This is a genomic window from Streptomyces sp. NPDC048192 (assembly GCF_043202415.1).
Taxonomy (GTDB): domain Bacteria; phylum Actinomycetota; class Actinomycetes; order Streptomycetales; family Streptomycetaceae; genus Streptomyces.
Window position 1 is genome coordinate 360,073 of sequence record NZ_JBIDAL010000010.1, and the last position, 12,362, is coordinate 372,434.

Here is a 12,362-nt window from a genome sequence, read left to right on the forward strand (position 1 = left end):
GTCCTCCGCTGCTGCCGCTTCGGCCGTGCGGGTCTCGTGGAGGGCCTCGGCCGCGCGGGCGGTGCAGTCGCAGGACGGGCTGCGGTCCGGGTGTCTGGGCGCGCCGCACTCCGGGCAGGCGTGGCCCAGGGGACCCTCGGAATCAGTCATGTGTTCGTCCTCCCCTCACGAACTACCGACCTTATGCGCACCTTCTTCGCATGCGCCGCCGGAAACGCGGGACTCAACAGGCCATAAAAGGTGACACCGACCACGATGGAAGAGGTGCACCCGAGCCCCGGGAGGTCTCCATGGCCCTGGACACGCACGGCACGGAGAAGGAGGCGCAGGCCGCCGAGCACGTCACCGGCAACGTGTTCGTCTCGATCGGCGCCCTGCTCCTCGGCCTGCTGCTCGCCGCACTCGACCAGACGATCGTGTCGACCGCGCTGCCCACCATCGTCAGCGATCTGGGCGGACTCGAGCACCTGTCCTGGGTCGTCACCGCCTACCTGCTCGCCTCGACCGCCGCGACCCCGCTGTGGGGCAAGCTCGGCGACCAGTACGGCCGCAAGCGGCTCTTCCAGACGGCGATCGTCATCTTCCTGATCGGCTCCGCGCTGTGCGGCATGGCGCAGAACATGCCCCAGCTGATCGCGTTCCGCGCGCTGCAGGGACTCGGCGGCGGCGGGCTGATGGTGCTGTCCATGGCGATCGTCGGGGACATCGTGCCGCCACGCGAACGCGGCCGGTACCAAGGGCTGTTCGGGGCCGTGTTCGGGGCGACCAGCGTGCTGGGGCCGCTGCTCGGCGGGCTGTTCACCCAGCACCTGAGCTGGCGCTGGGTCTTCTACGTCAATCTGCCCGTCGGCGTCGTCGCCCTCGCCGTGATCGCCACCGCCCTGCACATCCCGCGCCGCACCGCCCGCCACGTCATCGACTACCTCGGCACCCTGCTGATCGCCTCCGTCGCCACCTGCCTCGTCCTGGTCGCCTCCCTCGGCGGCACCACCTGGGCCTGGGGCTCGCCGCAGATCATCGGGCTGGCCGTGCTGGGCGTGCTGCTCGCCGTGGCGTTCGTCGCCGTCGAGCGGCGGGCCGCCGAACCGGTGCTGCCGCTGAAGCTGTTCGGCATCCGCACCTTCACGCTCGCCGCCGTCATCAGCTTCATCGTCGGCTTCGCCATGTTCGGCGCGATGACCTATCTGCCGACGTTCCTCCAGGTCGTGCACGGCATCTCGCCGACCCTGTCCGGCGTGCACATGCTGCCCATGGTCGTCGGCCTGCTGCTGTCGTCCACCGTCTCCGGGCAGATCGTCAGCCGCACCGGCCGCTGGAAGGTCTTCCCGGTCACCGGCACCGCCGTCACCACCATCGGCCTGCTCCTGCTGCACCGGCTCGACGAGCACAGCCCGACCGCCGAGATGAGCGCCTGCTTCTTCGTCTTCGGCCTCGGACTCGGCCTGGTCATGCAGGTGCTGATCCTCGTCGTGCAGAACGCGGTGTCGTACGAGGACCTGGGCGTCGCCACCTCCGGCGCGACCTTCTTCCGCTCCATCGGCGCCTCCTTCGGCGTGGCCATCTTCGGCACGGTGTTCGCCAGCCGGCTCGGCGACAAGCTCACCGCCGCCCTCCGCGGCGCCCATCTGCCGCCCGGCGCCTCCGCGAACACGCTCAAGTCCGACCCGCGCGGGATCGCCGCCCTGCCGCCCGCCCTGCGCCCGGCGGCCCTGCACGCCTACGCGTCCGCCATCACCGACGTCTTCCTCTACGCCGCCCCCGTCGCCGTCCTCGGCTTCCTGCTGGCCTGGTTCCTGAAGGAGGACCGGCTGCGCGGCTCGGTCACCGCGCCGGACGTCTCCGAGACGATCCCGCCCAACCCGGTCGAACGGTCCTCCTACGACGAGTGCGCGCGGGCCCTGTCCCTCCTCGGCACCCGCGAGGGCCGCCGCGCGATCTACCGGACGATCACCGAACGAGCCGGGTACGACCTGCTGCCCGCCGCCAGCTGGATGCTGCTGCGCATCCGCAAGTACGGCGCCGTCGAACCGGCCCTGCTCGCCGAGCGCAGCCCCGTCCCGCTCGACGCCGTCATCGCCGCCGCCCGCCAGGTCGAGGAACGGCACCTCGCCGAACGCCGGGGTCTGGACCTGTACTTGACCGCGTCCGGCCGCGTGGCCGCCGAACGGCTCGCCAAGGCCCGCGAGGAGTCCCTCGCGGAACTCCTCGGCGACTGGTGGACGGCCGGCCGTCCGACCGACCTGACCCAGCTCGTCAGGGAGCTCACCACCGAACTGTGCGGCACCGACCGCGAACGCCCCCACCAGGAGGCGGGGGTCAGGTCCCGCTGACCGCCAGCTCCTTGCGGAACCAGTGCTCCGCGTACACGTCGTCGTTGTGCGGGGCGGTCTCGGTGTAGCCGAGGCGGGCGTACAGGGCGCGGGCCTCGACCAGGTCGTCGCGGGTGTCCAGGAGCAGCCGCCGGGCCCCCAGCGCGCGGGCCGCGTCCTCGGCGGCGGCCACGAGGAGCGGGGCGCCGCCCCTGCCGCGCAGGTGCGGGTGGACGAAGACCCGGGTCAGCTCCGCCGTGTCCGGCTCCAGCAGCCGTACGCCCGCCGAACCGGCCGGCTCGCCGTCGTACCGGCCCACCAGCAACCGTCCGGTCGGCGGGGCGAGTTCGGCGCCGGTCCGGGCGGCGATCTCCCGCTCCAGCTCCGCCGGGTCGGTGCGCCGGCCCTCGTGCAGCAGGTACCAGCGGTCGCTGACCTCGGTGTAGTACGCCCGCCACAGTGCGGCGGCGACCGGGGAGTCGTACGGCTCGGGGCTGATCGTCCACGTCATGCCGCCCATTCTCGGCGGCCGTGACGGCGCCGCCGAGCGAATTTCCGGCGGGCGCCGGATGCGGGGCGTGCGCCGCCCGGGCGGGCCGGTCGCCGTTTGTGACGGTGCTTCCGGGTGACCCGGAAAGAGAGCCGGCCAAAGGGGCCGGCGCGAAGCGGAAGGCAACCATGTCCACAGGCCTGATCGTGTTGATCGTGATCGTCGCGGTCCTGGTCGTCATCGCGGCTCTCGCCGTGGCCCGGTTCGGCCGCGGCCGGGCCGGCGGGGCCGGCCTGAAGCGGCGCTTCGGACCCGAGTACGAGCGGACCGTCGCCCGGCACGGCGGTGACACCAAGGCCGCCGAACAGGAATTGGCCGAGCGTCTCGAACGCCACGGCGACCTGCGGGAACGGCCGCTGGACCCGGCGGGGCGTGAGCAGTTCGAGGCCCGCTGGACGGCGGTACAGGAGCACTTCGTCGACGCGCCGCGGCAGGCGGTGGCCGAGGCCGACCGGCTGCTCGCGGAAGTCGCCGCCGCGCGCGGCTACCCGGACGGCGGGCGGTACGACGAGCAGCTCGCCGCGCTGTCCGTGCACCACGCCGACCACGTCGACGGCTACCGGCGGGTGCACCAGGTGGCCCAGGACGGGCCGAGCCACGGGCTGACCGAGGCGGGCTCCGGCACCGAGGAGATGCGCACCGCGCTCGTCGGCGCCCGCGCCCTCTTCGAAGACCTGACCCACCCGGCCCCGGAGACCGGCCGCCATCGCGCGACCCACGCGCCGCGGGTGCTCGCCCGGAGCCATCCGAAGGAGAGCTGAGCGTCATGACGGACAGGACGAGCGGTCCCGGCGACGAGCGCGAAGCGCCAAGGGCCGGCCGCATTCCGCAGCCGCTGCCGGACGAGGACTGGACCCCCGAGGACGCGCCGCTGCACCACCACACCCCGGGGGACCTGCCGGAACCGGAGGAACGCCTCCCCGGCTCGGCCGGCCCCGGCCGAAGCGGCCTCACAGCCGACGACCGCACCCCCGGCACACCGCCCGAGGACCGGATGCCTCCGACGGGGGCGCCTGGTGAGGGTCGGATGTCGGGCGAGGGTCGGATGCCTGGGGAGAGCCGCATGCCGGGTGAGGGCCGGATGCCTCCGGCTGGGGCGCCTGGGGAAAGCCGGATGTCCGGCGCGGGCCGGATGCCGGGTGAGAGCGGGATACCGGGGGAGGGCCGCATGCGAGGTGAAGCCGAGATGCCTGTGGAGGGCCGGATGCCTGGCGAGAGCCGGATGCCTGCGGAGGGCCGGATGCCCGGTGAGGGCGGAGTGCCCGGTGGCGCCCGGATGGCGGGCGCGTACGGACCGGACGCGGGGGCTGGTCGGGCCGGGGTGCCTGGTGAGGGACGGGCCCCGGGTATGCGCGGAGGGGCCGGTGAGGGCCGGATGTCCGGTGAGAGGCGTGCCGGATTCGACAGCCCCATGCCGGACGACGGGCTGGGGGTGCCGTCCTCCGGGGAGATGGCCGGGCGGGAGTCGCACACCACCGACTACCCGGCGCCGGACGCCTGGCCGGCGGCACCGGGCGGCGGGGCGGCGGTGCGCGGCGCCGCGCCCGAGGCGGCGGCCGCAGCCGGTACCGGTGCCGCGGCCGGACGTGGCGGCGGGCCCGGAACGGAGGAAGGCGGCCGTGCCGGCGGCACGCCCGCGGCCGCGTCCGGCGCTGTCGGTGAGGCCGCTCCCGGTCCCTCCGGGGTGGGCGCGCCGTTGCTGCCGCACGAGGAGACCGATCGGTGGGAGCAGGAGATGCGCCGTCTGGCCGTGGGGTTCGTGGACGAGCCCCGGACCACGGTGGAGCAGGCCGATCACGTGCTGGAGGAGATCACGGGGCTGTTCGAGGAGGCGGTGGAGCGGCGCCGCCGTACGCTGCGGCGGTCCTGGGAGGCTTCCGAGGACCGGGGCCCGGGCTCGGACGCCGACACCGAGCAGCTGCGGCTCGCCCTGCGCGACTACCGGGAGCTGGCCGGACGGTTGCTGCACATGTGAGCCCCGGATCCGCCCGCCGCGCGCCTACGCGGCGCCCGGATCCGGCAGCTCCCTCGTGGCGGCGGCCCTGCGCTGCCGCCACTCGCGTACGACCTCCTCGACGTCGTACGGCTTCTTGCCCAGCGGAGGACCGGGCGGCGGCTTGAACATCATGTCCTTGATCTTGACGTTGACGTCCTCGATGATCTTCCGCGCGATCCGCTCGGACGGCGCCGCGTAGGCCGCCGCGAGCGCGTCCTCCGCCTCCTTGCGCAGGGCGAGGGCGGGAGGCAGGACGGACAGCCCCTCGCGCGCCAACTTCCGCTTGACCCACCACAGTTCGTCGTACGCGGCGTACAGGTCGGCGGGCAGCGGCTCCCCCGCCCCCGGCAGCCGCTCGAACTCACCGCGCTGCTGCGCGTCGCGGATCTGCTTGTCGGCCCAGGACTCGAACGGCACACCCGGTGGTTTTCGCTCGGTCATGAACCCATTGTGCCGGACGCGGCCCGGCCGGGCGTTTTATCATGCGGCGGCGGTCCGCCGATGCGGCGCCGCGCCACGAGGGTCGTGCAGCTGGTCTCGCAGCTGGTCGTACAGGGGGAAACGCACGTGCTCGAACTCACCATGGCCACCGTCTCCGGCCAGGACGCGGGCGCCACCGCCGGCATGACGATGGCGGAGGCGCCGAGCGAGCCGGGCGCGGTGCTGCGGGTCGGCCGGGACGCGTCGCTGTGCCGGCTGGTCACCCCCGAGGACTGGCTGTTCGTCTCCCGGGTCCATCTGGAGTTCGTGTGCGGCCCCGACGGCGGCTGGCACCTCACCTGGCTGCGCGGTTCACAGCCCGACCCGGCCGCCGAAGTGCGGCTGACCGCCGGGGAGTACGTCCAGCCCCTCGGCTACGGCGCGACCGTGGCCCTGCCGCGCGGCGGATCCGGCGAGATCGTCGTCCAGGACCGCACCGCGCCGCGCAGCGTCAACGTCGGCTTCTACCACGAGGCCTGAGCCGCCGGCCGGGCGGCGCCGACGCCGCTCAGTCCAGCACGCGGGCCAGCGCGAAACCGTCGTAGCCCTTGGCGCCGACCGTCTGGATCGCCGTGCCGCTCAGCCGCGGATGGGTGGCGATCAGCTCGATCGCGGCGCGCGTGCCCACCACGTCGGGCTCGGTGCTGTCCGCGTTGGTGACCCGGCCGCCGCGCACCACGTTGTCCACGACGATCAGGCTGCCGGTGCGGGTCAGCCGCAGCGCCCACTCCACGTAGTGCGCGTTGTTGGCCTTGTCGGCGTCGATGAACACCAGGTCGAACGGCGCCGGGTTCTCGTCGGCGAGCTTGGGCAGCGACTCCAGGGCGGGCCCCACCCGCACCTCGGCGATCCGGTCCAGGCCCGCCCGGGCGAGGTTGCGGGTGGCGACCTCGGCGTGCTTGGCGCTGTACTCGAGGGACACGAGCCTGCCGTCCTCCGGCAGGGCGCGGGCCAGCCAGATCGTGCTGTACCCGCCGAGCGTGCCGATCTCCAGGATGTGCCGTGCGCCCTGCACCTGGGCGAGCAGCTGGAGCAGCTTTCCCTGTGCCGCCGTGACGGCGATGTGCGGCAGCCCGGCCGCGTCGTTCTCCCGCCGGGCCGCCCGCAGCGCCTCGTCGTCGGGCGCGAGGCGGCTGGTGAAGTAGTCGTCGACGTCGTCCCAGAGCTGGGAGTCGCTCATGGTCCTGCTGCCTTTCCCGAGTGCCTGCGCTTCCCCGACATCGTCTCAGCCGAGGGGCACGCACGGGGTGATCACCGGCGGATTCGCCGCCCAGGGGGTCGGTCCAGGCGCGGGCGGGGGCAGGGGGCTCGGCTCACCGGCGCCGGCCGGATGCCCTCTCCGCGCTCCCTGCGGCGCCTACCGCTGCTCCACCGCCGGCGCGGAACCCGGCAGCGGCCGCCCCGCCGACTCCGCCATCCGCCACACCGCGAAACCACCGATCACGGCCGCGGCCATCATGTAGTACGCGGGCATCATCATGTTCCCCGTCGCCCCGATCAGCGCGGTGACGACCAGCGGCGTCGTCCCGCCGAACAGGGACACCGACACGTTGAACCCGATGGACAGGGACCCGTAGCGCACCCGCGTCGGGAAGAGGGCGGGCAGCGCGGCCGGCATGGCCGCGGTGAAGCAGACCAGCAGCAGGCCCAGCGCACCCATGCCCAGCCCCACCGCGAGCAGGCTGCCGTGGCGGATCAGCAGCAGGGCCGGGATCGAGAGGAACAGGAAGCCCGCACAACCGGCGGCGATCACCGGGCGGCGGCCGACCCGGTCGGTCAGCGCGCCGGCGAACGGCTGGACGATCATCATCAGGGCCATCACGCCCAGCACGACCAGCAGCCCGTGCGTCTCGTCGTACTTCAGCTCACTGGTGAGGTAGCTCGGCATGTACGACAGCAGCATGTAGTCGGTGACGTTGAAGACCAGCACCAGGCCCATGCACAGCAGCAGCGCCTTCCACTGGCCCGCGACCATCTCGCGCAGCGGCACCTTCGGCCGGGCCGCCTCCGCCTTCTCGACCTCGGCGGCGAAGGCCGGGGTCTCCTCCAGCCGCATCCGCAGGTACAGGCCGATGACGCCCATCGGGCCCGCGATCAGGAACGGGATGCGCCAGCCCCAGGCCACCAGGTCGTGCGAGGACAGCAGCGCCGTCATCACGGTGACCAGGCCCGCGCCGCCGATGTAACCGGCCAGCGTGCCGAACTCCAGCCAGCTGCCGAAGAAGCCCCGCTTCTTGTCGGGGGCGTACTCGGCGATGAAGGTCGAGGCGCCCGCGTACTCGCCGCCGGTGGAGAAGCCCTGCACCAGCCGGGCGGCGAGCAGCAGCAGCGGCGCGCCGACGCCGATCGAGGTGTACGACGGGATCAGGCCGATCGCGAACGTGCCCGCCGCCATCATGATCATGGTGAGGGCGAGCACCTTCTGCCGGCCCACGCGGTCGCCCAGCGGACCGAAGACCATGCCGCCGAGCGGCCGGACGAGGAAGGCCGCCGCGAACGCGCCGAACGTCGACAGCAACTGCGCGGTCGGGTTGCCGGACGGGAAGAAGACCTTGCCCAGCGTGACGGCGATGTAGCTGTAGACACCGAAGTCGAACCACTCCATCGCGTTGCCGAGCGCGGCCGCCTTCACGGCGCGCTTGACCAGGGCGGGATCGGTGACGGTGACGTCGCGGGCCTTGGTGGCCCGCCGGGTCTTCAGGGACGGGGTGACGGCAGTGACGGTCGCCAAAACGGGGCTCGCCTACCTTTCGTCGGGGACAGGGCACGGTCCGTGCGGCGACGCTGCCGGAAAACGGGCCGAAAAAAGACCATAGGCGGAGTTCGGCCCCTTACGTACCGTACGCTCTTAGCTGCACAGTGCATCTAAATGGCGCGTACGCAGGTACGTCTGCCCGCCCGTGACCAGCCGATCCCGCCGGTCGCTGTGATCCTTGTCGCGCCCCGGCGGGGCAACCGTCCCGGCCCCCCACTATCGTCTTCCGGACAAAAGGAGAACGGACGTCAGGTGAAGTCGCGGTAGCCTGCGTCCTTCTTCGGGGGACAGGGGCCCTCATGGGGTTCTCAGCAGCACCCGGCGTGCCCGGCGCCGGGACGACGGGGCGGGAGGCCGACGAGGCGTGGCGAACGTGGAGCACAGCGGGCGACCGGCGGACACCTTCGGAGCGGCACCGGCCGGGGCGCGGCTGCGCGCGGCCCGGCTCGCCCTGTGGGCGGTGGCCGCCGTCCTCGCGGTACGGCAGCTGGCCGTGGTCCTCACCACGCCGAGCGGCGAGCGGCTGACCGACCTGGAGACCTGGGTCGGCCCGCACGGCGTCCTGCACGTGAAGGGCTCCCTCTACGACTCGACCCGGTTCACCGGCACCCCCTTCGCCGGCCTGGTCCTCAAACCCCTCACCCGGTCCGCGCAGGCCGCCCTCGGCTGGGGCTGGACCTTCGGCACCCTCCTGCTGGTCGTCGCCCTCGGCCTGGTGGCCGCCCGCGCGCTGCCCCAGCCGGTCGGCCGCCGCACCTCCCTGCTGGCCGCGCCGGTCGCGATCAGCCTGCTCATGCTGTCGCTGCCGGTCCGCAACGCCCTCTGGCTCGGGCAGACCAGCATCATCCCGGTGCTGCTCGTCCTGCTCGGCTGCTTCGCCGTACGCGGAGAGCGGGGCAGCGGGGTGTGCATAGGCCTGGCCGCCGCGCTGCAGCCCACCATGCTGCTGTTCGCCCCGCTGCTGTGGTTCACCGGCCGCCGCCGGGCCACCGCCGCCACCGCCGCCGCCTTCACCGCCTGCGCCGCGCTCGCCTGGGCGGCGCTGCCGCACGACTCGTACACCTACTGGGTGCACCACATGGCCGGGGTGGGCCTCGGCGGCAAGGCCGACGCCCTCGGCAACCAGTCGCTGCACGGCGCCCTGCTCCGTCTCGGCCTGACCGGCCCCCTGGAGATCGGGCTCTTCCTCTCGCTGGGGGCCGTCGTCGCCGCCCTCGCCCTGCGCCGCGCCGTCCACTACGCCCACGACGGCCAGCTGCTGCTCGCCGTGGCGATCACCGGCTGCGCCGCCGTCGCCGTGTCCCCGACCGCCTGGCAGCACCAGCTGCTGTGGGTGCTGCTCGCCATGGTCGGCCGGGTCGGCAGACGCGCCTCCGACCGCTACGTCTGGCCGGTCGCGATGGTCCTGGTGACGACCCTCCCGGCGAAGATGATGCTGCCGAACATGGCGGTGATGCACCCGCTGCGCGACAACCTCGTGCTGCTCGCCGCGCTGGCCGCCGCCACGGCCGTACCGTTCCTGTCCCGCACGTCCCCGACCTACCAGCGGCCCGTCCCGGCCGAGTACGCGCCGCCGGTCCCGGCCCGCTTCCGCCACGTGCCCCTGCTGCCCGTCCTGCGCAGGGTCCTCACCCGCCCCAACCTCCTGCTGGAGCTGCTGCTGATCCGGGTGGTGTACGCCGCCTACTCCCAGGTCCGGCTCGCCGCGACCGGCGGCACCATCTCCGGCGGCCGGGCGCGCGCCGAGCACCACGGGCACATGGTGCTGGACACCGAGCGGTTCCTGCACATCGACATCGAGCACTGGGCCAACCACGCGGTGGTGAGGATCGGCTGGCTGCGGGACTTCTTCGACTTCTACTACGAGTCCTTCCACTTCGTGGTCCCGCTGACGGTCCTCGGCATCCTGTACTGGCGCCGCCCCGTCGACTACCGCTGGGCCCGCGCCTCCCTCGGCTTCGCCACCTTCCTCGCCCTGATCGGCTTCTGGCTCTTCCCTCTGGCCCCGCCGCGCCTGATGCCGACCCTCGGCATCATCGACACCGTCCACGGCACCCAGAACTTCGCCAAGCCGGACTACGGCACCCTGACGGCTCTGACCAACCAGTACGCGGCGATGCCCTCCCTGCACTTCGGCTGGGCCCTGTGGTGCGGTGTCGTCATCGCGGTCGTCGCCCCGAAGTGGTGGATGAAGGCCCTCGGCCTGCTGCACCCCCTCTTCACCGTCTCGGCGATCATCGCCACCGGCAACCACTGGGTGCTGGACGCGGTCGGCGGCGCGGTGGTGGTCTCGGCGGGCTTCGGGCTGTCGTACCTGTTGCAGGGCCCGCGAGCACGGCTCGTCACGACGCGGGCGGCCCGCGAGGAGTCCGAGGCGCCGCTCGCCGTGTCCGAGGGGCAGCGATGACCAAGCTCGTGTCGCTGCCGTCGGGGGAGTCGGGGGAGCACCTCGCCTGGTTCGCCACCTCCGGACTCTTCGACGACGTGGCCGCGTTCATCCTCCGCCACGTGACGGACGAGCGGGCACGGCGCGCCGTCTTCGCGGGCGCCGCATCGGGCTACGTGTTCGTGGGCGACCTGCCCGAACCCGACCAGACCACCGTCCTGCTCGCCCTGCGCGACGCCCTCCCCGGCCATGTCGACACCGAGATCTATCCGCCCGCGGTGACCGCCCGGATGGACGATCCGGACGTCTTCGTCGCGCGCGCCAAGTCGCTCGCGCGGATGGCGGGCAGAAGCATCGAAGTGCGCACGGCGCCCGCATAGCGCCCAGCGGGCCGGGGCGGGCAGCCGCTGCGTGAGCGTCCGGTGCTCACTCGCGCCCCGAGGTCAGGAGCGCGAGGACGCCCGACGTCAGTGCGGCGATGAGCAGCGGGATGCCCAGGCCGTGGTGGAGGACCAGCCACGCGCCCAGGAAGGCGCCGGCGAGCATGGCGAGGACCGAGGCCGTGCGGCGCGGGGAGCGGTGGCCGGTGGCGTCGCCGATGCGGGACTCGGAGGCCAGACCGGCCAGGGTCATGGTCAGCACGGTGGTGGTGAGGCCGGCGACGCCCAGTTTGCGGACGGTGGCGTTGCGCAGGCCCATCGCGTAGCCGGTGAGGGCGATCAGGGCGTACACCGTGGCGGTGGCGTGCGGCCAGGCGAAGGCGACCGCCGCCGACAGGGCCATGAGCACGGCCTCGGTCGTGAGGGTGAGGCGGGTCCAGGTGCGGCGCGAGCCCCGGCCGGCGCGGGCCGCGAGCCGGCCGCCGGTCACCGCGCCCAGCAGGAAGCAGGCGAGCGAGGTCGCCGTATGGGGCACGGAGAAGCCGGGCGCGCCGGCCGCCGCGAAGCCCAGGACGACCACGTTGCCGGTCATGTTGGCCGTGAAGACGCGGCCGAGCCCCAGATAGCTCACGGCGTCGATGAGTCCGCTGACCACGGTGAGGACCAGCAGGACGGCCACCAGGCGCAGCCCGCGCGCCTCCGGGTCGTACGGCTCGTCGGGCGATGTGTCATCCGCTGTGCTCACCGCCCCAGTCGACCATGCGGGGACATGAAAACGCCGAAGGCGGCGGCCCGGGGATCGGGGGCCGCCGCCCTCGGCGGCTGTGGACGGCTCAGTACCAGCCGTTGGCCTGCCAGAAGCTCCAGGCCTTCACGGGGCTGCCGTAGCGGGAGTTCATGTAGTCCAGGCCCCACTTGATCTGGGTGGCCGGGTTGGTCTTCCAGTCGCCGCCGGCGGACGCCATCTTCGAGCCCGGCAGGGCCTGGACCAGGCCGTAGGCGCCGGACGAGGAGTTGGTCGCGGTCGGGTTCCAACCGCTCTCATGCGAGACGATCTTGCTGAACGCGTTGAACTGCGCGGCGTCCGGGATCATCTTGTGCGCGATCGCCTGGGCGGAGGAGGCGGACGCCGGGGTCGCGGCCTGGGCGGGCGCCGCGGACAGCGCCATACCGGCGGTGGCGGCGGCCACGGCGGCGGTGGTGAGGGCCTTCTTCGGGGAAGCGATGCGGCGGATGAAGGAGACGGACACGGAGTACCTCTTGCGTCGGGGACAGGGGATCGCCCGCACGGGGTGGGCCACGCGCTGTGACCTTCATGCGTCGGCGCCCGGCCCGTGTGGGCTCGTGGCGCCTTGGCGACGTCGTCCAGAGAAGCAGCCCGGAAAGCCGTCCGCAATGACCCCTTTTACTAGTTGTGGCCGGATGGGGCGGAATTGCCGAGTGTGTGACGCGGGCCGCAAACCGCAGGTCAGCGGGGTTGCCCAAAAGGATGTATCGGACATTCGG

12 protein-coding genes are annotated in these 12,362 nt (G+C 73.0%); 6 read left to right on the forward strand and 6 right to left on the reverse strand.

Features of this window, described 5'->3' with window-relative positions:
• Positions 1-290: 290 nt before the first annotated feature.
• Positions 291-2,330: a DHA2 family efflux MFS transporter permease subunit gene (locus tag ACGFZN_RS23885; protein ID WP_393860483.1), complete on the forward strand. Its 2,040-nt coding sequence runs from the start codon at positions 291-293 to the stop codon at positions 2,328-2,330.
• Here ACGFZN_RS23885 and ACGFZN_RS23890 read toward each other — a convergent pair.
• The gene (locus ACGFZN_RS23890) at positions 2,317-2,820 is read right to left on the reverse strand and encodes a GNAT family N-acetyltransferase (protein WP_393860484.1); all 504 of its coding nucleotides are present in this window, start codon (positions 2,818-2,820) and stop codon (positions 2,317-2,319) included. The genes ACGFZN_RS23885 and ACGFZN_RS23890 overlap by 14 nt on opposite strands.
• Before the next feature lie 167 nt (positions 2,821-2,987).
• Here ACGFZN_RS23890 and ACGFZN_RS23895 point away from each other — a divergent pair, with 167 nt between their 5' ends.
• Together ACGFZN_RS23895 and ACGFZN_RS23900 are read left to right on the forward strand one after the other, a co-directional pair.
• A complete protein-coding gene (locus ACGFZN_RS23895) occupies positions 2,988-3,620 on the forward strand; it encodes a hypothetical protein (RefSeq protein WP_393860485.1) in 633 nt (210 codons plus the stop codon).
• A gap of 614 nt (positions 3,621-4,234) precedes the next feature.
• Positions 4,235-4,834, forward strand: coding sequence for a hypothetical protein (locus ACGFZN_RS23900; RefSeq protein ID WP_393860486.1), 600 nt, complete (start codon positions 4,235-4,237; stop codon positions 4,832-4,834).
• A 24-nt stretch (positions 4,835-4,858) separates the two neighbouring features.
• Here ACGFZN_RS23900 and ACGFZN_RS23905 read toward each other — a convergent pair whose 3' ends face one another.
• On the reverse strand, positions 4,859-5,296 hold the full coding sequence (locus tag ACGFZN_RS23905) for a DUF1992 domain-containing protein (RefSeq protein WP_393860487.1): 438 nt from the start codon (positions 5,294-5,296) through the stop codon (positions 4,859-4,861).
• 126 nt (positions 5,297-5,422) lie between these two features.
• Here ACGFZN_RS23905 and ACGFZN_RS23910 point away from each other — a divergent pair, with 126 nt between their 5' ends.
• A complete protein-coding gene (locus tag ACGFZN_RS23910; protein ID WP_393860531.1) occupies positions 5,423-5,815 on the forward strand; it encodes a hypothetical protein in 393 nt (130 codons plus the stop codon).
• Positions 5,816-5,843: 28 nt separating this feature from the next.
• On the opposite strand, the gene ACGFZN_RS23915 is transcribed toward ACGFZN_RS23910, so the two are convergent.
• Positions 5,844-6,515: an O-methyltransferase gene (locus ACGFZN_RS23915; protein ID WP_393860488.1), complete on the reverse strand. Its 672-nt coding sequence runs from the start codon at positions 6,513-6,515 to the stop codon at positions 5,844-5,846.
• Between the two features lie 177 nt (positions 6,516-6,692).
• On the reverse strand, positions 6,693-8,066 hold the full coding sequence (gene proP, locus ACGFZN_RS23920) for a glycine betaine/L-proline transporter ProP (RefSeq protein ID WP_393860489.1): 1,374 nt from the start codon (positions 8,064-8,066) through the stop codon (positions 6,693-6,695).
• A gap of 388 nt (positions 8,067-8,454) precedes the next feature.
• On the opposite strand from proP, the gene ACGFZN_RS23925 reads away from it, so the two are divergent.
• Both ACGFZN_RS23925 and ACGFZN_RS23930 read left to right on the forward strand, forming a co-directional pair.
• Complete coding sequence (locus tag ACGFZN_RS23925) at positions 8,455-10,497, forward strand: bifunctional glycosyltransferase 87/phosphatase PAP2 family protein (protein ID WP_393860490.1); 2,043 nt, start codon at positions 8,455-8,457, stop codon at positions 10,495-10,497.
• Positions 10,494-10,856 (forward strand): hypothetical protein, encoded by a 363-nt coding sequence (locus tag ACGFZN_RS23930; protein ID WP_393860491.1) that lies wholly within the window; start codon positions 10,494-10,496, stop codon positions 10,854-10,856. The genes ACGFZN_RS23925 and ACGFZN_RS23930 overlap by 4 nt, the downstream gene beginning before the upstream one ends.
• Positions 10,857-10,902: 46 nt before the next feature.
• Here the strand turns inward: ACGFZN_RS23930 and ACGFZN_RS23935 are convergent, their stop codons facing one another.
• Together ACGFZN_RS23935 and ACGFZN_RS23940 are read right to left on the reverse strand one after the other, a co-directional pair.
• Positions 10,903-11,601, reverse strand: coding sequence for a YoaK family protein (locus ACGFZN_RS23935; protein WP_393860492.1), 699 nt, complete (start codon positions 11,599-11,601; stop codon positions 10,903-10,905).
• 88 nt (positions 11,602-11,689) lie between these two features.
• Positions 11,690-12,106 carry a transglycosylase SLT domain-containing protein gene (locus ACGFZN_RS23940; protein WP_393860493.1) on the reverse strand — a complete coding sequence of 139 codons (417 nt, stop codon included), beginning with the start codon at positions 12,104-12,106 and terminating at the stop codon, positions 11,690-11,692.
• Positions 12,107-12,362: the final 256 nt, after the last annotated feature.

Excerpts from the sequence above, each read along its gene's own strand:
- ACGFZN_RS23885 (WP_393860483.1), top strand. The coding sequence starts at position 291 with ATGGCCCTGGACACGCACGGCACGGAGAAGGAGGCGCAGGCCGCCGAG.
- ACGFZN_RS23890 (WP_393860484.1), bottom strand. The coding sequence starts at position 2,820 with ATGACGTGGACGATCAGCCCCGAGCCGTACGACTCCCCGGTCGCCGCC.
- ACGFZN_RS23895 (WP_393860485.1), top strand. The coding sequence starts at position 2,988 with ATGTCCACAGGCCTGATCGTGTTGATCGTGATCGTCGCGGTCCTGGTC.
- ACGFZN_RS23900 (WP_393860486.1), top strand. The coding sequence starts at position 4,235 with ATGTCCGGTGAGAGGCGTGCCGGATTCGACAGCCCCATGCCGGACGAC.
- ACGFZN_RS23905 (WP_393860487.1), bottom strand. The coding sequence starts at position 5,296 with ATGACCGAGCGAAAACCACCGGGTGTGCCGTTCGAGTCCTGGGCCGAC.
- ACGFZN_RS23915 (WP_393860488.1), bottom strand. The coding sequence starts at position 6,515 with ATGAGCGACTCCCAGCTCTGGGACGACGTCGACGACTACTTCACCAGC.
- ACGFZN_RS23930 (WP_393860491.1), top strand. The coding sequence starts at position 10,494 with ATGACCAAGCTCGTGTCGCTGCCGTCGGGGGAGTCGGGGGAGCACCTC.